At 67.5% G+C, this 18,076-nt stretch carries 17 protein-coding genes; 14 read left to right on the top strand and 3 right to left on the bottom strand.

Annotated elements, in window-relative coordinates:
* The first annotated feature begins 15 nt into the window (after positions 1-15).
* From ABWL39_RS08870 to tldD, 3 genes are read left to right on the top strand one after another with little or no spacing between them, the layout of a single operon-like run.
* Complete coding sequence (locus tag ABWL39_RS08870; protein ID WP_367789237.1) at positions 16-873, top strand: carbon-nitrogen hydrolase family protein; 858 nt, start codon at positions 16-18, stop codon at positions 871-873.
* Positions 870-1,370: a hypothetical protein gene (locus ABWL39_RS08865; protein WP_367789234.1), complete on the top strand. Its 501-nt coding sequence runs from the start codon at positions 870-872 to the stop codon at positions 1,368-1,370. Before ABWL39_RS08870 ends, ABWL39_RS08865 begins: the two co-directional genes overlap by 4 nt.
* Before the next feature lie 10 nt (positions 1,371-1,380).
* Positions 1,381-2,856 (top strand): metalloprotease TldD, encoded by a 1,476-nt coding sequence (gene tldD / locus ABWL39_RS08860; RefSeq protein ID WP_367789231.1) that lies wholly within the window; start codon positions 1,381-1,383, stop codon positions 2,854-2,856.
* A 137-nt stretch (positions 2,857-2,993) separates the two neighbouring features.
* Here tldD and ABWL39_RS08855 read toward each other — a convergent pair whose 3' ends face one another.
* Positions 2,994-4,712: a DEAD/DEAH box helicase gene (locus ABWL39_RS08855; protein WP_367789228.1), complete on the bottom strand. Its 1,719-nt coding sequence runs from the start codon at positions 4,710-4,712 to the stop codon at positions 2,994-2,996.
* A gap of 345 nt (positions 4,713-5,057) precedes the next feature.
* On the opposite strand from ABWL39_RS08855, the gene typA reads away from it, so the two are divergent.
* Together typA and ABWL39_RS08845 are read left to right on the top strand one after the other, a co-directional pair.
* The gene (gene typA, locus ABWL39_RS08850; RefSeq protein ID WP_367789225.1) at positions 5,058-6,869 is read left to right on the top strand and encodes a translational GTPase TypA; all 1,812 of its coding nucleotides are present in this window, start codon (positions 5,058-5,060) and stop codon (positions 6,867-6,869) included.
* A 286-nt stretch (positions 6,870-7,155) separates the two neighbouring features.
* Positions 7,156-7,371 carry a KTSC domain-containing protein gene (locus ABWL39_RS08845; protein ID WP_367789222.1) on the top strand — a complete coding sequence of 72 codons (216 nt, stop codon included), beginning with the start codon at positions 7,156-7,158 and terminating at the stop codon, positions 7,369-7,371.
* Between the two features lie 73 nt (positions 7,372-7,444).
* On the opposite strand, the gene ABWL39_RS08840 is transcribed toward ABWL39_RS08845, so the two are convergent.
* Together ABWL39_RS08840 and ABWL39_RS08835 are read right to left on the bottom strand one after the other, a co-directional pair.
* On the bottom strand, positions 7,445-7,714 hold the full coding sequence (locus tag ABWL39_RS08840; protein WP_367789219.1) for a hypothetical protein: 270 nt from the start codon (positions 7,712-7,714) through the stop codon (positions 7,445-7,447).
* A 266-nt stretch (positions 7,715-7,980) separates the two neighbouring features.
* A complete protein-coding gene (locus tag ABWL39_RS08835) occupies positions 7,981-8,187 on the bottom strand; it encodes a hypothetical protein (RefSeq protein ID WP_367789216.1) in 207 nt (68 codons plus the stop codon).
* A 514-nt stretch (positions 8,188-8,701) separates the two neighbouring features.
* On the opposite strand from ABWL39_RS08835, the gene ABWL39_RS08830 reads away from it, so the two are divergent.
* The 9 genes from ABWL39_RS08830 to ABWL39_RS08790 all read left to right on the top strand — a co-directional run bounded on the left by ABWL39_RS08830 (position 8,702) and on the right by ABWL39_RS08790 (position 18,076).
* Positions 8,702-9,286 (top strand): DUF4255 domain-containing protein, encoded by a 585-nt coding sequence (locus tag ABWL39_RS08830; RefSeq protein ID WP_367789213.1) that lies wholly within the window; start codon positions 8,702-8,704, stop codon positions 9,284-9,286.
* An 8-nt stretch (positions 9,287-9,294) separates the two neighbouring features.
* The gene (locus tag ABWL39_RS08825; RefSeq protein ID WP_367789210.1) at positions 9,295-10,137 is read left to right on the top strand and encodes a hypothetical protein; all 843 of its coding nucleotides are present in this window, start codon (positions 9,295-9,297) and stop codon (positions 10,135-10,137) included.
* A gap of 180 nt (positions 10,138-10,317) precedes the next feature.
* A complete protein-coding gene (locus ABWL39_RS08820; RefSeq protein ID WP_367789208.1) occupies positions 10,318-12,351 on the top strand; it encodes a phage tail sheath family protein in 2,034 nt (677 codons plus the stop codon).
* Positions 12,352-12,369: 18 nt separating this feature from the next.
* Entirely contained in the window at positions 12,370-12,819 is a 450-nt protein-coding gene (locus ABWL39_RS08815; RefSeq protein ID WP_367789205.1) for a phage tail protein, read from the top strand.
* A 1-nt stretch (position 12,820) separates the two neighbouring features.
* Positions 12,821-15,625: a phage tail sheath C-terminal domain-containing protein gene (locus ABWL39_RS08810; protein ID WP_367789202.1), complete on the top strand. Its 2,805-nt coding sequence runs from the start codon at positions 12,821-12,823 to the stop codon at positions 15,623-15,625.
* On the top strand, positions 15,625-16,068 hold the full coding sequence (locus tag ABWL39_RS08805; RefSeq protein ID WP_367789198.1) for a phage tail protein: 444 nt from the start codon (positions 15,625-15,627) through the stop codon (positions 16,066-16,068). The genes ABWL39_RS08810 and ABWL39_RS08805 overlap by 1 nt, the downstream gene beginning before the upstream one ends.
* Before the next feature lie 12 nt (positions 16,069-16,080).
* Positions 16,081-16,785, top strand: a complete 705-nt coding sequence (locus ABWL39_RS08800; RefSeq protein WP_367789195.1) for a peptidoglycan-binding protein — start codon at positions 16,081-16,083, stop codon at positions 16,783-16,785.
* A gap of 59 nt (positions 16,786-16,844) precedes the next feature.
* Positions 16,845-17,012 carry a hypothetical protein gene (locus ABWL39_RS08795; protein WP_367789193.1) on the top strand — a complete coding sequence of 56 codons (168 nt, stop codon included), beginning with the start codon at positions 16,845-16,847 and terminating at the stop codon, positions 17,010-17,012.
* The gene (locus tag ABWL39_RS08790; RefSeq protein WP_367789190.1) at positions 17,000-18,076 is read left to right on the top strand and encodes a phage late control D family protein; all 1,077 of its coding nucleotides are present in this window, start codon (positions 17,000-17,002) and stop codon (positions 18,074-18,076) included. Before ABWL39_RS08795 ends, ABWL39_RS08790 begins: the two co-directional genes overlap by 13 nt.

Below are 18,076 nucleotides of genomic sequence, written 5' to 3'. Positions count from 1 at the left end.
AAAACGGAGGTAGACATGTCAACCAAGGCCCGTAGTGCCAGCAAGCCGCGCAAGGCGGCGCCGGCAGCCAGCGGCATGGTGCGCATCGCCGCGCTGCAGATGGCGTCGGGGCCGTCGGTCAGCGCCAATCTCGCCGAGGCCGAGATGCTGATCGAGATGGCCGCGAAGGAGGGCGCAAGGCTCGCCGTGCTGCCCGAGTATTTCGCGATCATGGGCATGAAGGAGACCGACAAGGTCGAGGTGGCCGAAGAAGAGGGCCGCGGCCCGATCCAGCGCTTTCTCGCGCGTATGGCGAAGAAGCACAAGATGTGGCTGGTCGGCGGCTCGGTGCCGCTGGTGTCCAGCCAGCCCGGTAAGGTGCGCAATGCCTGCCTTGTTTTCGACGACCGCGGCAAGCTCGCCGCGCGTTACGACAAGATCCACCTGTTCGGCCTTGAGATGGGCGGCGAGCGCTACCACGAGGAGCGCACGATCGAGCCCGGCAGCAGCGTGGTGGTGGTGGAGACGCCATTCGGCCGCATGGGCCTGTCGATCTGCTACGACCTGCGTTTTCCCGAGCTGTATCGCGCCATGCACCCGGTCGACCTGATCGTGGTGCCGGCCGCCTTTACCGAGACCACGGGCAAGGCGCACTGGGAAACACTGATCCGCGCGCGGGCGATCGAGAACATGGCCTACGTCGTGGCGGCGGCGCAGGGCGGCTATCACCTCAATGGCCGCGAGACGCACGGCCACAGCATGATCGTCGACCCCTGGGGCGTGGTGCTGGACCGCCTGTCGCGCGGCTCGGGCGTGGTGATTGCCAATATCAACGCCGACTACCAGCAGAAGCTGCGCAACAGCCTGCCCGCCCTGCAGCACCGCACATTGTGAAATTCCTCAGGCGCGATCCGGCCGATATGCTGGCGAGCCAGCACAACTTCGTGCGCCATCTCGCGCGCTGGTGGTGGCTGTGGCTCGCGGGCGGCGCGGCGCTGGCCTGGCGCACCGGGCTGGCGCTGCCGCCCTCGCCGCTGTACTGGCTGGCGAGTGCGTTGGCGGGGCTGGTGAGTTACGCCGCGCTGGTGCGCATCGACTTGAGGAGCCGCGGCGCCACGAGTCTGGTGTTCGGTATGGCGCTGTTCTTCCTGCTGCCGCTGGCCAAGCTGGTGGGGGGCGGGCTCCACTGGGCGAGCGAGCTGCACCTGGCCGCCACAATGCAATACCTCGCCATCGCCTTTGCCGTCTGGGGCGCGGCGGCCGGCCTGCGACGCGGCCAGTTGCTTGCGTTACAATCGGAACTCAATGATCTGCTGGCGCGTCTCAACGAAGACGAAGCACAACGCCCCCAGCGACGGCGCAGCGTGAAGCCGCGGCCGCCGCGCCCATAAAGGAAACCCCATGTCTGTCGCCCAAGCCACGGCTGCCACCGTCGACGTCGATGCCCTGTTCGATACTGCCCAGGACACCCTGCTGATACCCTATTCGCTCGACGATCGGGCGCTGGACCGGGTGTTCTCGGACATCATGACCCACGACGTCGACTATGCCGACCTGTATTTCCAGTACAGCCGCTCCGAGGGCTGGACGCTGGAAGAGGGCATCGTCAAGTCCGGCAGCTTCAACATCGATCAGGGCGTCGGCGTGCGCGCCGTGTCGGGCGAGAAGACTGCGTTCGCCTATTCCGACGACATCAGCCTGCCGGCGCTGAAACAGGCGGCCGAGGCCACGCGCGCCATCGCGCGTGCCGGCGGCTCGCGCTCAGTCGGCGTACTGCAGCGGGCCTCGGGGCGCGGCCTGTACCTGCCGATGGACCCGATCGCCAGCCTCACCGACGCCGACAAGGTGGAACTGCTCGAACGGCTCGAAGGCTATGCCCGCACCGCTGACCCGCGCGTGACCCAGGTCATCGCCCATCTGGCCGGCGAGTACGAGGTGGTCATGGTGGCGCGCCACGATGGCGTGCGCGGCGCCGATGTGCGCCCGCTGGTGCGCGTGTCGGTGCAGGTGATCATCGAGGAGAATGGCCGGCGCGAGCAGGGCAGCGCCGGTGGCGGCGGCCGTTTCGACTATGGCTATTTCGACGACCAGATGCTGCGCGACTACGCGGCCAAGGCGGTGCACCAGGCTGCCGTCAACCTCGCCGCCAGGCCCGCGCCGGCCGGCGAGATGACGGTGGTGCTCGGTGCTGGCTGGCCCGGCATCCTGCTGCACGAGGCGATCGGGCACGGCCTCGAAGGGGATTTCAACCGCAAGGGTTCGAGTGCCTTCTCCAACCGCATCGGCCAGCAGGTTGCCGCGCGCGGCGTCACCGTGGTCGACGACGGCACGCTGCCGCAGCGGCGCGGCTCGCTCAACGTTGACGACGAGGGCAACCCGACCCAGCGCACGGTGCTGATCGAGGATGGCATCCTGCAAGGCTATCTGCAGGACAGCCTGAATGCGCGTCTGATGGGCGTGGGGGTGACCGGCAACGGCCGGCGCGAATCCTACGCGCACATCCCGATGCCACGCATGACCAACACCTGCATGATGGCGGGCGACAAGAGCCCGGAAGAGATCATCGCCTCGGTCAAGCATGGCATCTATGCCGCCAATTTCGGCGGTGGTCAGGTTGACATCACCAGCGGCAAGTTCGTGTTCTCGGCGGCTGAGGCCTACATGATCGAGAACGGCAAGCTGACCTATCCGGTCAAGGGCGCCACGCTGATCGGCAACGGCCCCGACGTGCTGACGCGCGTGACCATGATCGGCAACGATATGCAGCTCGACCCCGGTGTCGGCACCTGCGGCAAGGAGGGGCAGAGCGTGCCGGTGGGCGTAGGCCAGCCGACCTTGCGTATCGACGGCGGGTTGACGGTCGGCGGCACCGCCTGAGTCGCCCCACGTTCCGGCCGCATCACGTGGCGGCCGGGCATGAGAAAAGCCGTGTGGTTGCCCACACGGCTTTTTTGCGTCGCTCCGCTGGCGGGGTGCCCGCCAGCCGGTGAGCTTATGTGCTCACCGCCGAACGATCAGCGGTCGCGGTTACGCGGAGCCGGACGGCTCGAACGATCGCCGAAGCTACGGTCGCCGTTGCCACGGTTGTCGCCGAAGCTACGGCCGCCACGGTCGCCAAAGCTGCGCGGAGCGCGCTCGCCACCAAAGCTGCGGCCTTCGCGGTCACCGCCGAAGCTACGGCCTTCGCGCTGCTCGCCACCGACGTTACGACCTTCGCGGTCGCCGCCGAAACTGCGGCCTTCGCGTTGTTCGCCACCAAAGCTGCGACCTTCGCGGTTGCGATCGCCGCCGAAGCCGGAACGGTCGCCAAAGCGCTGCTCGTTGTTGAACGAACGAGGCTGGCTGTTGAAGCTGCGTTGTTCGCCGCCGAAGCCGCCTTCACGCGGTGCGCGCTGTTCGCCGCCGAAACCCTGCGAACGGCCTTGGCCTTGGCCCTGGCCTTCACGGCGCGGCGCGAAGTCACGGTTGCCGCCGCCACCGAAGCCACCGCTGCGGCCACGGCCACCGCCAAAACCACCGGGCTTGCCGCCACGGCCCTGGCCACGGCCTTCGCCACGACCACCGCCGGTGAATTCACGCGGCTTGAAGCGGGCTTCCATGCCTTCGACTTCGAACGGTGCGATCGACTGGCCGGTGAAGCGTTCGATGCGCTTGAGCAGCATCACGTCCTGACGGCCCGCGAACGAGATCGCGATACCGCTGGAGCCGGCGCGGCCGGTACGGCCGATACGGTGTACATAGTCTTCGGCGAACTTGGGCAGGTCGAAGTTGATGACGTGGCTGATGCCGGCAACGTCGATACCGCGTGCGGCCACGTCGGTCGCGACGAGGATGCGCACCGCGCCGCTGCGCAGACGGGTCAGCGTGCGCTGACGGTCGCGCTGCTGCATGTCGCCATGCAGGGCAGCAGCCGGGAAGCCTTCTGCGGCCAGGTCGTCAGCCAGCGTATCGGCATCGCGCTTGGTCGCGGTGAACACGATGGCCTGCTTGACTTCCGTGTCGCGGATGAAATGGTTGAGCAGGCGGTGCTTGTGGCTCAGGTCGTCCACATAGTGCAGCTTCTGCTCGATCTGTTCGTGACGCGCGGTCTGCGCTGCGATCTGCAGGCGCTTCGGCGTCTTCAGCAGCTTGTCGGCGAGGCGGCCGACGACACCTTCGAGCGTCGCCGAGAACAGCGCGGTCTGGCGGTCTGCCGGCGTGGCTTCGGCAATGGCCAGCACGTCGTCGGAGAAGCCCATGTCGAGCATGCGGTCAGCTTCGTCGAGAATCAGCATTTCAAGGCGCGAGAAATCGATGCGGCCGCTGTTGATCTGGTCGATCAGACGGCCAGGCGTGGCCACCAGGATTTCATAAGGCTTGTCGAGCACCTGGTTCTGCGTGCGGTAGGACACGCCGCCAACGATGCTGACAACCTTGGCGCGACGCAGGTTCTTGCCGTAGGTCTGGGCGGCTTGCGCAACCTGCTGCGCCAGTTCGCGGGTCGGGGTCAGTACCAGGATGCGCGGGCCACGGCCTTGCACCTTGGATTCTTCGGTCAGTTTCTGCAGCGCGGGCAGCATGAAGCCCGCGGTCTTGCCAGTGCCGGTCTGGGCGGAAGCCATCACGTCATGGCCGGCAACGATCTCGGGAATGGCTGCAGCCTGGATCGGCGTGGGAGCGGTATAGCCCGCTTCGTCCAGCGCCTTGAGAATGGATGGGTGCAGGCCGAGATCGGCAAAAGTAATATCAGACAAAATACATCCTTTTACGGTAAAGCAATAAGCAAAAACCGGCGCAGCGACAAGCCTCTTTGCTTGCCGCGGATGACACCCAGAATTGGGGCGACTTCAGAAAATTCGTGTAATGAACGAATTAAATAGAACCGCCGGTAACGTGACATCGACGCTAACCGGGGTATGACGCGCCATTGGCTACGACTGAGGCGCGAAAAAGGTCAGGGACGATGGATTTTTGGACTGCGGCATCCAGAAATCATTGATCCGCAATCGAAAAGAGGCTGCATTATCCAGAACTTGGCACAAAATTGCAAGGATTTTGTGTTAATATCCAACGCTTTTCTCTTGTTTGGAATCGGATTCATGACGCGCGCCATCCGCAATATTGCCATTATTGCTCACGTTGACCATGGCAAGACCACCATGGTCGACAAGCTGCTGCACCAGGCAGGCACTTTCCGTGAAAACCAGCACATCGCCGAACGCGTGATGGACAGCAACGACCTGGAAAAAGAGCGCGGCATCACGATTCTGGCCAAGAATACCGCCGTCAACTATGAAGGCGTTCACATCAACATCGTCGATACCCCGGGGCACGCCGACTTCGGCGGCGAAGTCGAACGCGTACTCGGCATGGTCGACGGCGTGCTGCTGCTGGTCGATGCGGTCGAAGGCCCGATGCCGCAGACCCGCTTCGTTACCCGCAAGGCGCTGGCGCTGGGCCTGAAGCCCATCGTCGTGATCAACAAGGTCGACCGCCCGGGCGCGCGTCCGAACTGGGTGATCGATCAGACGTTCGACCTGTTCGACAAGCTGGGCGCCAACGACGAGCAGCTCGACTTCCCGGTGGTCTACGCTTCGGCCCTGAACGGCTGGGCGACGCTCGACTTGGCGCAGCCGTCCGACAATATGCGCGCGCTGTTCGAAACCGTGCTGAAGCACGTCGAGCCGCCCAAGGGCAGTCCGGACGAGCCGCTGCAGCTGCAGATCTCCGCACTCGACTATTCCACCTACACCGGCCGCATCGGCGTGGGCCGTGTCGCGCGTGGCCGCATCAAGCCGGGCCAGCAGGTCATGGTGATGGGCCGCGACGGCAACAAGACCGCCAAGATCAACCAGGTGCTCGGCTTCCAGGGCCTTGAGCGCGTACTGGTTGATGAAGCACAGGCCGGCGACATCATCCTGATCAACGGTATCGAGGAAATCGGCATCGGCGTCACCATCGCCGACGTCAACAGCCCCGAGGCACTGCCGATGCTGTCGGTCGACGAGCCGACGCTGACCATGACCTTCCAGGTCAACAACTCGCCGCTGGCCGGCACCGAAGGCAAGTTCGTGACCTCGCGCCAGATCCGCGACCGTCTGACCAAGGAACTGCTGACCAACGTCGCGCTGCGCGTGGAAGATACGTCTGACGCAGATACCTTCCTGGTATCCGGCCGTGGCGAACTGCACCTGACCATCCTGCTGGAAAACATGCGTCGCGAAGGCTACGAGCTGTCGGTTTCGAAGCCGCGCGTGGTGATGAAGGACATCGACGGCGAGAAGTGCGAGCCGTACGAAATGCTGACGGTCGATGTCGAAGAGGCAAACCAGGGCGCTGTGATGGAAGAACTGGGGCGTCGCCGTGGCGAAATGGTCGACATGGTCAGCGACAGCAATGGCCGTACCCGCATCGAGTACAAGATTCCGGCGCGTGGCCTGATCGGCTTCCAGGGTGAATTCCTGACCATGACGCGTGGCACCGGCATCATGGCGCACGTGTTCGACGAATATGGTCCGGTCAAGGCAGACATCCCGGGCCGCCACAACGGCGTGCTGATCAGCCAGGAAAACGGTGAAGCGGTTGCTTACGCATTGTGGAACCTGGAAGACCGCGGCCGTATGTTCGTGAGCCCGGGCGAGAAGCTGTATGAAGGCATGATCATCGGCATTCACAGCCGCGACAACGATCTGGTCGTGAACCCGATCAAGGGCAAGAAGCTGACCAACGTGCGCGCATCGGGCACCGATGAGGCGGTTCGTCTGACGACGCCGGTCAAGCTGACGCTGGAATCGGCGATCGAATTCATCGATGACGACGAACTGGTCGAAATCACGCCGCAGAACATCCGTCTGCGCAAGCGCCACCTGCAGGAACACGAGCGCAAGCGCGCGGCCAAGTCTGAAGGCTAAGCGCAGAGCCCGGCCACCCGATGGTGGCCGTTGGTTCGCGGCAAGCATGAAAGGGGCTCCAGAAGGAGCCCTTTTTCATTGCCGCCGGCAGGCCGCGCCGTGGCGATAGTTGCGATGTGCCGTCCGCGCCAGCGGGTGATGCGGCGGGATCGCCGGTGGCGCGGGCTGTAGGCCGGGCCGCGATCTCGTATCTGTCACGATTTCGGCCTAGGATGTAGCGGAGGGCAAGGCGGCGAACGCCCCCTTGCCGACTTCATGCAGACACCAACACGGGAAAGGGATGCGGATGGAACGGGATGCAGTCAAATCCAGCTATGTCGAGTCGGTCGGGTACGATCCGGAGACCCATACGCTCGAGGTGCGCTACCTCGACGGCGGCCTCTGCCGCTACCTGCAGGTGCCGCCGATGGTATTCGATGAGCTGATGGCAGCCGACTCGAAGGGCGAATACGTCACCCAGTATATCAAGGGCAGCTACCACGCCGTGACGCTGGAGTGCTGATCGCGGTTGGCTGGATGCGGCGTGACGAGATGGTGTGAAACCGGGCCGGGTGGACGTGCTCGCCGGCAGGCGCTCAGGCGCCGGCGTCGCGCTCGTCGGCTTCACTTGCCGTCGGCGACAGCAGCGACACCAGCTTGCCGCGTGCGAGACGGTGGCGATCGAGCCGCCAGTCGCGCATCAGCTCCAGCCCCAGTTCGAAGTATTCCGAATCGAGCTCGTAGAGCCGTTCGAGCGCGAAGTGCTGCTTGCCGTCCAGCGCGTGTGCAAGTTCGAGCAATACCCGCAGGCTGTCGTTCTCGCCCTGCCTGGTCAGGTATTTGCGTATTTTTCGGGCGGCATTCATTGAGAGTCCTCGTTGGCGGCAAACTGTTGAATTATCGTGTCTATCACGTTGCATGCGTATGACAGCCCAACGATATGGCGGCAGATGCACCGGTGCGGCGCATTCTAACGGCTGCCGGGTGGGCCGGCCAGCGCGGTGCGGCGAGGGCGGCCCGGGGGGGGCCGTGGCAGCTAGCGGTGGCCTCGGCTGGCGCGGCGGATCACGTTGACAGGCGCCATTGCGCACAGGCCGGCCCGGGCCTGCCTGCACTTGGCCGATCTGGGCGGCTAGTCGCTGCCGGCCATGGCTGCCGCCAGCCAGGCCATCGCCAGCAGCATGGGCCAGCTCGATTGCACGGTCGCCAGCAGGCTCTGCCACAGGCGCCCACGGCGGGGGTCGCGCGGGGCGATCAGGGTGTGGCTGGTGCTGAACAGCCTGCGCTCGATGCGGGACGGGAGCGTGCTCCAGGGGGATTTTCCGGGTTTCGCTAGCATGATGCCTCCTGATTCCTGATTGAGTCTGCAAGGGGCCGTCCGGCGTGACGGCAGCGTGATCAAGGTTGCGTGTTTGTGTTACCTCCTGATGTCAGCCTGCCCAGCTTGCACCTCTGGTGCGGTGTGCCCTGCGGATTGCCCGTATTGGTGCATGGCACGATTGCCGCACCTGCAGCCCCGGCTGCTGCGACCCTTGCCTGGCGGGCTTTTGCAGCGCCGCCACCCGGCGTGACGAAGCGATTTGGCGAATGGCTATCCACCTGTCATGCAAGAAGCGGGCCAATCGCACGGATGAGGCAGTTTTGACCCATGCCGATTCGCCCGCCAGCTTGCGACCAGGCCAGTCAAATCAGGTGTTTGTGGCGGGCAGGCCGGCGGCGGGTGGGGCCACGCCAGCCCACCTGCTGTATCCGCCTGCCGCCATAGCCCTGTGAATTCAGGCGTTTGCAGGCCTTGCGCGGCATGGCACGGAGCTTGCCAATCCAGTCTCGATACCACCCTCACGACGAGCGTTATGGCGACCTTCAATGCAGCCGCGGCTGTCAGCAAAGCCGTGCTGGGCTTGATTCAGGAGCACTATCCGCGTGCGCTCCTGCTGAGCCCCCGATTCGAGCTCTATACCACCGCCCAGTTTGCCGAGCCCATGGCGGAGGGCTTTTCGCTATGCCTCTACCGGGTGGCGCTCAACACCATCGGCCGCAACCTGCCGCTGCGCCGCACGGCGGACGGGCGGCTGTGGCGGCCCTCGCTGCCGGTGGACCTGCATTACATGCTGACGCCCTGGGCCGCCGACGGCGAGCGCCAGCAGCGCCTGCTCGGCTGGGCCGCGCGCTTCATCGAGGACCGCGCCGTGCTGCCGGCCTCGGTGATCAACTCCTACATGCCCGAGCCCGACACCTTCCGCGACGACGAGGCCGTCGAGCTGGTGTTCGACACGATGCCGATCGCCGATTACCTGGGGCTGTGGGACAAGTTCACCCCGCGCATGCAGACGCCGCTGACCTACATCACGCGGCTGGTGGAGCTCGATTCGACGATCTCGGTGGATGAGGCCGGCCCGGTGCAGACGCGCGCCTTCGACGTGGGGTTCACGCAATGAGCGGGGTATTGGCGGATCCGTTGTCACCCGATCATGTGTCGTGGGTGGCGCCGTTCGGCGTGACGTTCTGCGATGCGCTGACGCTGGCGCCGATCAAGATGGGGCTCGATGTGACCGTGACGCTGCTGGCCGAGCCCGAGCTCGTGTCGAAGGCGCATGCGAACAGCAGCGGCGTGTTCATGCTGCACCGCCTGCCGGGCATGCCGGGGCGGCTCGCGGGCAGCGGCGATGCGGATTTCTGGCGGCAGCCGATGCCGACGCGCGACTACCTGATCGAGGTCGGCGACCGCATGGGGCGTTTCCTGCCGCAGCGTTTTCCCGCGCGGCTGCCGCAGAAGGGGCTGTTCATGCCCGACTGCCTGCTGTCGTTGCCGCCGGCCGGCCGGGCGATCCCGCTCTATCCGTCGCCGGTGCGGCCCAAACCGTATCCGCTCGCGGTGATGCGCGCCCAGCTGCGAGATGCACATAGCGACAGCCCGGCGGCCTGGGCGGTGGTCGAGGCACGTTACCGCAGCGAGGTGATCGGGCGCGGCGTGGCCGACGCGAACGGGGCGCTGCAGCTGATGTTCGCCTACCCCGAGCCGGAGCGGCCGCCGGTGCTGTCGCCGCCGGCCTCGCCGCCGGGCGGGGCGCCGATGTTCAGCTGGACGGTGGAGCTGGCGGTGCGCTACGACGCGAGCCTTGCCGCCGCCACCGCGCCCGACTGTGGCGCCATGCTGGGGCAGCGCGCCGCCGTACCGCTGGCGACGGTCTCGCCGCTGGCGGCGCTGGGCGCGATCACCGTGGAGTTTGGTCGTGAGCGCGTGCTGGCGACCGCGGGTTCTTCCTGGCTGTACCTGCAACGCACCTGACGCCGGGTGCGCCGGACAAGGAGCCCATCTCAGTGGGCTCGTGCTGTGGGCAGATTGGGGCAGGCTGGCGCACAGCGGCCGCCGTGCATGTGAGTGCACGGGGCGCGCAGGCATCGCCCGGCCGCAAGCTGGCAAGTTTGGGCCCGCTGAGAGGGGCTCTTTTGAACAGAGGAGAGCACCATGCCCGAATACCTGGCCCCTGGCGTCTACGTCGAGGAGACCTCGTTCCGCGCCAAGTCGATCGAAGGGGTGAGCACCACCACCACCGGCTTTGTCGGCCCCACGCGCTACGGCCCGATCGACATCGAACCCGAGGTCGTGACGAGCCTCGGCGAGTTCGAACGCATGTATGGCGACCGGCAGCAGTTGCGCTTCGATGGCGCGCCGGCGATGCACAACTACATGTGGCACGCGGTGCGTGCGTTCTTCGAGCAGGGCGGCAAGCGGCTCTACGTGTCGCGCGTGTTTGCGTCGGTCTCGTCCACCGACGACGGCTATGCCGATGCCTGGCTCACCACCGATGGCCAGCGCCCCGCCACCAACGCCGCGGTACGCCGCACGGTGCGCGTGCGCGCGCGCTTTCCCGGCAGCTCGGGCGCGATGCGGGTGCGGCTGACGTTGAGCCTGTCGCAGAACATCCTCGGCGAGCAGCCCGACCCGAACGACAGCAGCCAGCGCGTCAAGACGCTGAACGGCCTGCTGCCCGGCGACGTGGTGTGGATCAGCAACATCAACAACGCCTCGCCGCTCGGTTCGCCGCCGGCAGCGGGCACGCCGGAGCCTGGCGATTTCTATCTGGCCGGGAACGCGCTCGACCCGACCACGCGCGAGCCGATCTGGCAGTTCACCAATCCGCTCTCCGGCACCAGCCTGAGCAGCCCGCCCGCCACCGTGACGCTGGCCGACCTGGCTTACCACGCCAACCCGGCCTTCCGCGACAAGGTGCGCGTGCTGAGCCTGAGCATCACCGTCTTCCCCGACGAGGACAGCGACCAGCCGCCGCAGACCTGGTCCGGCCTGCCGCTCGACCCCGACCATACGCGTGCCGGCCAGCCCGACTCGGTGTTCGACGTGTTTGCCGCACGGCCGGCGAGTCTGTCGCTGGCGCGGCGGCTGCCGGTGGTGGTCGAGCGCGGCCGCGCACTGCTCAACCCCGGCGATGCGCATGAAGGCACCGATGTCGGCAACGGCATTCAGGCGCTGCAGGCCTTTTTTGCCGCCAAGAGCAGCCTGCTGTCCTCGCTGGCGCAGCCGGGCTCGCCCGATGCCGACCGCTCGGTCGATTACGTGCTTGATGGCGGTAACGATGGCGTGCGCCCCGGCTTCGATGCCTACGAAGGTACCGCGCCCGACGACAGCCCGTTCAAGACCGGCCTCAAGTCGCTCGAAGCAATCGAGGACATCTCGATCGTCGCCGCACCGGGCTCCACCTTTGGCTACGAGGGTGATTACCGCGACAACGCGGCGACCATCATCAGCCTGCTGATCAGCCACGCCGAACGCATGCGCTACCGCATCGCCGTGCTCGACTGCGGCGATGGCCAGACCATCGCCGACGTGCGGGCCTTGCGCGCGCAGTACGACTCCAAGTACGCCGCGCTGTATTACCCGTGGGTGAAGATTCTCGACCCGGTGACGCGGCGCGAGGTGGCCATGCCGCCGTCCGGCTTTGTCGCCGGCATCTACGCGCGCAACGACATCGAGCGGGCCGTCTACAAGGCGCCGGCGAACGAGGTGGTGACGCTGGCGCTGGGCTTCGAGACCATGCTCAACAAGGCGCAGCAGGAGGTGCTCAACCCCGAGGGTGTCAACTGTTTCCGCTTCTTCGAGGGGCGCGGCTACCGGCTGTGGGGCGCACGCACGATCAGCTCGGACCCGGAATGGAAATACGTCAACCTGCGCCGCTATTTCGCCTATCTCGAACGCTCGATCGACCTCGGCACGCAGTGGGCCGTCTTCGAGCCCAACGGCGAGCGGCTGTGGGCCAATGTGCGCGAGACGATCAAGGATTTCCTGTTCAACGAGTGGAGCAATGGCGCACTGCTGGGCGAGACCGCGGACAAGGCCTTCTTCGTGCGCTGCGACCGCTCGACCATGACCCAGAACGACCTCGACAACGGCCGCCTGGTCTGCCTGATCGGCGTCGCGCCGCTGCGGCCGGCCGAGTTCGTGATCTTCCGCATCGGCCAGTGGACGGCCGACCGCAAATCCTGATCGAGCAAGGAGTGCACCATGCCCACCCCACGCGAAAACCGGCCCTACATGCAGTTCAACTTCCAGGTGCAGATCGACAACCGCGATGTCGGCGGCTTTCAGGAGATCAGCGGCATCGGCACCGAGGTGGCCGTCACCGAATACCGCCACGGCAACGACAAGGACAACAATGTGCGCAAGCTGTCCGGCCTCAACAAGGCGGCCGACGTCACGCTCAAGCGCGGCATTCTCGGCACCACGGCGCTGTTCGAATGGATAGACGAGGTGCGCACCGGCAAGGCCAGCGCGCTCAAGTCGGTCAGCATCCAGCTCTATAGCGAAGACCGCAGCAACGACCAGCCGGTGATGACCTGGAACCTCAAGAACGCGCGCGCGCTCAAGCTCACCTATGGCCCGCTCAACGCCAAGGGCAACGACGTGGCGATGGAGGAGCTGGTGCTCGCCTACGAGCGGCTGGAGCTCTCGTGAGATGAGCGAATTGGCGCTGCGGCCCTTGCCCGGCGTGCGTTTCGAGACGCAGCCGGCATCGCTCGACGACCCGCTGCCGCGCATGGACGTGGCGGTGTTCGCAGGCTTTGCCGCGAGCGGCCCGCTCGACTGGCCGGTGGCGGTGGAGAGCCTGGCCGCCTTCCGCGCGGTATTCGGCGACGATGTGCCGCTGGCCTGGGACGACACGCGCGACGAGCTGCAGTATTCGCTGCTCGGCCCGGCGGTGCGCCAGTATTTCGCCAACGGCGGGCGCCGCTGCTGGATCATCCGCGTCGCGGGCGAGGGCGCGAGCTACAACTATTTTCCGGTCCCCGGCCTGTTGCTGGCGCGTTTCGACCGCGTCGGCCAGGTGCGCGCGGTGGCGCCGGCGTTTGCGCGGGCCAGCGCCAGGGGGGCGTATTCCGACGCGCTCAGGTTGCGCTCGGCCTTGAGCGAGCGCCATCTGCCGCTGGCCGACCCGTGGGACGGCGAACGCTGGCTCAAGCTCGGCGCGGGGCAGGCCCTGCCGGTCGTCGGCGATGTGGTGTGCCTGCGCGACGAGGCGCGCGGCGTGGTGGTGCTGGCCGCGGTCGTCGCGCTCGATGGCGCGGCGGGGCAGCTGCGCGCGCGGCTCGGGCACCGGCTCGCGTTCGAGCGCATGGCGCAGTCCAGCCCGCCGCTGGGTGGACTGCCGGGGCGGGCCTGGGTCTACAGCGCGGCGCGCGTGCCGGCAGCCGGACGCGGCCTGCTGCCGGCCTTCGGCTACCTTCATCCGCTGGCCCGGCGTGCTGCGGCGTGGCTCGATGCGGCGCTCGATGGCGCAGGGCGTGCGGCGCTGCGGCTCAGGCTGCCGCCCGAGCGGGCGCCGGGCATCGGCGCCTGGCTGCGTTTCGATGCCGGCGGCGAACACTGGTGGTGCGCCGTCGAACAGGTGGCGCTCGATGGCGGCTGGGTGCGGGTGAGCGGCACGATGTGGCGGCGCCTGCACATGGATGATGCGGTCGCGCTGCTGCGCGCGAGCCAGGCGGCAACGGCAGCCAGCGTGCTGAGCCTGACCCTGCGCGCCGAGCTTGGTGGCCAGGCCGTCACGCTGGCCGGCCTCGGCCTCGCCGACGGCCATGCGCGCTACTGGAACGACCTGCCGAGCGACGACGAATACTACCGTGGCGACCCGCCAGCAACGGGCCTGCCGCGTTTTGCGCTGGCCGGCGCCGAGAAGCAACGCACGCTGTGCCTGCCGCTGGCCGTGCCGGCGCTGTTCAGCGCGCCGCTCGGCGCGGTGCGGCAGGGCGGCTCGGCGCTTGCCCGCAACGGGCTGGCCAGCTTTGATGCCAGCCTGTTCCTCGACCGCGATCTCGCCGGCGTGAGCAGCGAGCGCCTGATGAGCGAGGCCGACCGGCTGCGCTACCTCGACCCCGCGCCGCGCGCGCTGCGGGGCCTGCACGCGGCGCTCGGCTGGGCCGACTCGGCGATCATCGACGAAGCGACGCTGATCGCCGTGCCCGACGCGGTACACCGCCGCTGGCGGATGCAGGCGCCGCCGGCAGCCGTGCCGCCGCTCGATGCGCCGCTGATCGCGCACCCCGAATGGTGGCACGATGCCGCCTGCCCCTTGCCGTCGCCGTTGCCGCTGATCGACGCACCGCCGTCCGGGCCGTTCCTGGACTGCGCGATCCGCGTCATCGCGCCGCCGGGGCTGGCGGCCACACCGCCCGATGCGCTGGGCACGCTGACGGTGAGCTGGTCGCAGCCCGAGGACAGGCTGAGCTTCGTGCTGCAGGAGGCGAACCGCCCCGATTTCGGCGACGCGCGCGAGGTGTATCGCGGTGAGGCGCGCCAGGCCACGTTCTACGGCCGGCCGGTGGGCGACTACTACTATCGCGTGCGGGCGCTGTCCGGCATCAACGGCAGCCACTGGTCCGCGCCCGTGGCGGTTCACATCGGCGCCTTGGCCGATGCGGTGTTCGAGCCGCCGGCCGACTACGACGACAGCGCGCTGCGCACCGTGCATATCGCCCTGCTGCGGCTCGGCGCCGGGCGTGGCGATTTCTTTGCCAGCCTGTCGTTGCCGCGGCATTACCGGGAGGCGCAGGCGATCGGCCATGCCAGCCTGCTGCGGCGGGCCGGCGACGGTTTCGACCCGCGTTTTCTCGGCGGCACCGAGGCCGCCGCGCTGAGCTTCGGCGCGCTCTACCACCCGTGGGCGCTGTCGCACGACGCACAGCGGCCCGTCGCCGCGCCGCCCGACGGCCTGGCGCTGGCCCAGCTCGCGCTGCGCGCCGCCGAGCGTGGTGCGTGGATCGCGCCGGCCAATATCGTGCTGCGCGATGTCGTCGCGCTCGATCCGTCGCTGCCGGCAGAATCGCGCCAGGCGCTGCTGAACGCGCAGGTCAACCTGCTGCGGCAGGAGGCGCGCGGCTTTCTCGCGCTCGCCGCCGACACGCTGAGCCTCGACCCCGACTGGCGGCCGATCAATGTGCGGCGGCTGATCAGCCTCTTGCGCCGCGTTGCGCTGCAGCGCGGCAGCCATTACGTGTTCGAGCCCTTGTCCGACACGTTTCGCCGCAGCGTGGCGCGCGGCTTCGAGGCGCTGATGAATGAGCTGTTCCGCCGTGGCGCGTTTGCCGGCGTGGCTGCGAACCAGGCCTATCAGGTCAATGTCGGGCTGCCGCCCAATACCGCGCACGACCTCGACAACGGCCGTTTCTTCGTCGAGCTCAAGGTCGCGCCGGCGATACCGCTGGCCTTCCTGTCGGTGCGCCTGGTGCAGCTCGGCGACCGCCTGCTGACGAGCGAGGTGCACTGATGGCCGCGCCGTTCACCGCCTTCAATTTCAGCGTCGAGATCACGCGCGACGACAGGCCGACGCCACTCGCCGGCGCCGCCTTCACCGAGTGCGACGGACTCGAGATGACGGTGGAGGTCAAGACCATCCGCGAGGGCGGCAACAACGGCCGGCAGATCCGCCTGGCCGGCGGCCTGGCGTTCGGCCAGCTGACCTTGAAGCGCGGCCTCACCGAGGGCTTCGACATGTGGCAGTGGATCAACGACACGCGCAGCAACCCGTCGCTGCGCGCGAGCGCCGAGGTGGTGCTGTTCGACGCCTCGCACGCGCCTACGGCGCGCTTCGTGCTGACGCGCTGCCTGCCGATCAAGCTCAAGGCACCCGCGCTCAACGCCAAGGATGGCCTCCTGGCCGTCGAAGAACTGCAGCTGGCCTACGAATCGCTCGAATGGCGCCAGCCCTGAGGAGAACCAAGCATGCCCGAGCTTGCCAAGGCCGAACTGATCGAACTGACCGCCGACCTGAAGGACATCGACCTCAAGGGTAAGCGCGTCGGCGTGCAGTTCAACCCCGAAACGCTCAAGGTCAGCTTTGCCAACCAGGCCAAGACCGAGCAGCAGAGCGCCAAGGGCGACCAGGGGCAGGGCACCTCGGGGCGCCAGTTCGTCGGTGCCGGCACCACCAAGCTCGCGCTGAGCCTGTGGTTCGACGTCACCGCCGCGATCGAGCCGCGCCACCGCGTCGACGACGTGCGCCGGCTGACGCAGGAGGTGATCTATTTCATGACGCCGAAACAGGACGGCAAGGACAGTACGCGCTTCGTGCCGCCGGGCGTGCGCTTCAGCTGGGGCTCGTTCAAGTTCGATGGGCTCATCGATTCGATCGAGGAGACGCTCGAATTCTTCTCGCCCGAGGGCAAGCCGCTGCGCGCCAACATCAGCCTGGCAATGTCGCAGCAGAAGATACTGAAGGCCGAGTTCGGCGCCCCCGGCGCGCCCAGCCTGCCCGGCGCCACGCCACTGTCGGCGGCCAGTGCTGGCGCCACGCTGCAGGGCATGGCGGCGGCCATCGGCAAGGCGGCGGACTGGCAGGCCATCGCCGCGGCCAACGGCATCGAGAACCCGCGGCGGCTGCTGCCGGGGCAGCTGGTCGATTTGAATTTGAACCTGCCGAAGGGCTAGGGCCTAGCCGCTGAGCGTGCCCAGCCATTCGCTGACGAAACAAACCAAGGACTGAGCGGATGCCCGTCGTCATCAACGAATTCGAAGTCATCACCGAGCCGCCGCCACCCGTGCCGGCCGAGTCGGCTGACGCCGCACCGAGCGAGCAGCCGTCGGTGACGCCGCACGCGATCGAGCGGGTGATCGAGCAACAAGCCGAGAGGGCCCTGCGCACATGGGCGCACTGAACGACAACGCGATCTACGCGGCGCGGCCGGCCATCGTCGTCGATGGCCGCGAGAATGCCGATCTGGCGGCGGGGCTGATGTCGCTCGCCGTCAGCGAGGATGTCAACGGCGTCTACCGCTGCGAGGCCGAGTTTGGCAACTGGGGCGCGCGGCAGGGTGGGCTGGGCTTCCTGTATTTCGACCGCGCCATGCTCGATTTCGGCAAGCCGCTGGTGATCCGCCTCGCCGGCGGGACGCTGTTCGACGGCCGCATCACCGCGCTCGAAGGCGTGTTCCCCGAGGGCCAGCCGCCGCGGCTCGCGGTGCTGGCCGAGGACAGGCTGCAGGACCTGCGCATGACGCGCCGCACGCGCAGTTTCGCTGATATGAGCGACGCCGACGTGGCGCAGCGCATCGCGCAGGATCACGGCCTGACGCCGCAGGTGCAGCTGAGCGGGCCGACGCACAAGCTGCTGGCGCAGGTGAACCAGAGCGACCTGGCCTTCCTGCGCGAACGGGCCCGGCTGATGGGCGGCGAGCTGTGGGTCGAGGGCAGCACGCTCAACCTCAAGCCGCGCAGCGGCCGCGCCGGTGGCGGGGCGCCGTTCAAGCTGACCTGGGGGGCCGAGCTGCGCGAGTTCTCGGTGCTGGCCGATCTGGCGCACCAGCGCAGCAAGCTCACCGTCGGCGGCTGGGATGTCGCCGGCAAGCAGGCGATCAAGGAGGACGCCGACGACGCTGCGATCAGCGGCGAGCTCGACGGCGGCGACGGCGGGCCGTCCATCCTGCAATCAGCGCTCGGCGCGCGTGCCGAGGTGCTCAGCCACCTGGCGCCGCGCAGTTCGGACGAGGCGCATGCGCAGGCCGAGGCGCTGTTCCGGCTGATGGCGCGGCGCTTCGTGGTGGGGCGCGGCACGGCCCAGGCCGACTCGCGCATGAGGGTGGGCGCCCGCGTCGAGCTGCAGGGCCTGGGGCCCTTGTTCAACGGCAAGTACACGCTGGTCGCGGTGCGCCACCTGTTCGACCTGGTGCGCGGCATCCGCAGCGAATTCACCGCCGAGCGCGCCGCGCTGGGCAAGCCCTGA

This window comes from Chitinivorax sp. PXF-14 (genome assembly GCF_040812015.1).
Classification (GTDB): Bacteria; Pseudomonadota; Gammaproteobacteria; order Burkholderiales; family SCOH01; genus JBFNXJ01.
The sequence above is the reverse complement of the archived record's forward strand: the minus strand, read 5'-3'. Positions and strand labels throughout refer to the sequence as shown.

Excerpts from the sequence above, each read along its gene's own strand:
- ABWL39_RS08870 (WP_367789237.1), top strand. The coding sequence starts at position 16 with ATGTCAACCAAGGCCCGTAGTGCCAGCAAGCCGCGCAAGGCGGCGCCG.
- tldD (WP_367789231.1), top strand. The coding sequence starts at position 1,381 with ATGTCTGTCGCCCAAGCCACGGCTGCCACCGTCGACGTCGATGCCCTG.
- typA (WP_367789225.1), top strand. The coding sequence starts at position 5,058 with ATGACGCGCGCCATCCGCAATATTGCCATTATTGCTCACGTTGACCAT.
- ABWL39_RS08845 (WP_367789222.1), top strand. The coding sequence starts at position 7,156 with ATGGAACGGGATGCAGTCAAATCCAGCTATGTCGAGTCGGTCGGGTAC.
- ABWL39_RS08840 (WP_367789219.1), bottom strand. The coding sequence starts at position 7,714 with ATGAATGCCGCCCGAAAAATACGCAAATACCTGACCAGGCAGGGCGAG.
- ABWL39_RS08835 (WP_367789216.1), bottom strand. The coding sequence starts at position 8,187 with ATGCTAGCGAAACCCGGAAAATCCCCCTGGAGCACGCTCCCGTCCCGC.
- ABWL39_RS08830 (WP_367789213.1), top strand. The coding sequence starts at position 8,702 with ATGGCGACCTTCAATGCAGCCGCGGCTGTCAGCAAAGCCGTGCTGGGC.
- ABWL39_RS08820 (WP_367789208.1), top strand. The coding sequence starts at position 10,318 with ATGCCCGAATACCTGGCCCCTGGCGTCTACGTCGAGGAGACCTCGTTC.
- ABWL39_RS08815 (WP_367789205.1), top strand. The coding sequence starts at position 12,370 with ATGCCCACCCCACGCGAAAACCGGCCCTACATGCAGTTCAACTTCCAG.
- ABWL39_RS08810 (WP_367789202.1), top strand. The coding sequence starts at position 12,821 with ATGAGCGAATTGGCGCTGCGGCCCTTGCCCGGCGTGCGTTTCGAGACG.
- ABWL39_RS08805 (WP_367789198.1), top strand. The coding sequence starts at position 15,625 with ATGGCCGCGCCGTTCACCGCCTTCAATTTCAGCGTCGAGATCACGCGC.
- ABWL39_RS08800 (WP_367789195.1), top strand. The coding sequence starts at position 16,081 with ATGCCCGAGCTTGCCAAGGCCGAACTGATCGAACTGACCGCCGACCTG.
- ABWL39_RS08795 (WP_367789193.1), top strand. The coding sequence starts at position 16,845 with ATGCCCGTCGTCATCAACGAATTCGAAGTCATCACCGAGCCGCCGCCA.
- ABWL39_RS08790 (WP_367789190.1), top strand. The coding sequence starts at position 17,000 with ATGGGCGCACTGAACGACAACGCGATCTACGCGGCGCGGCCGGCCATC.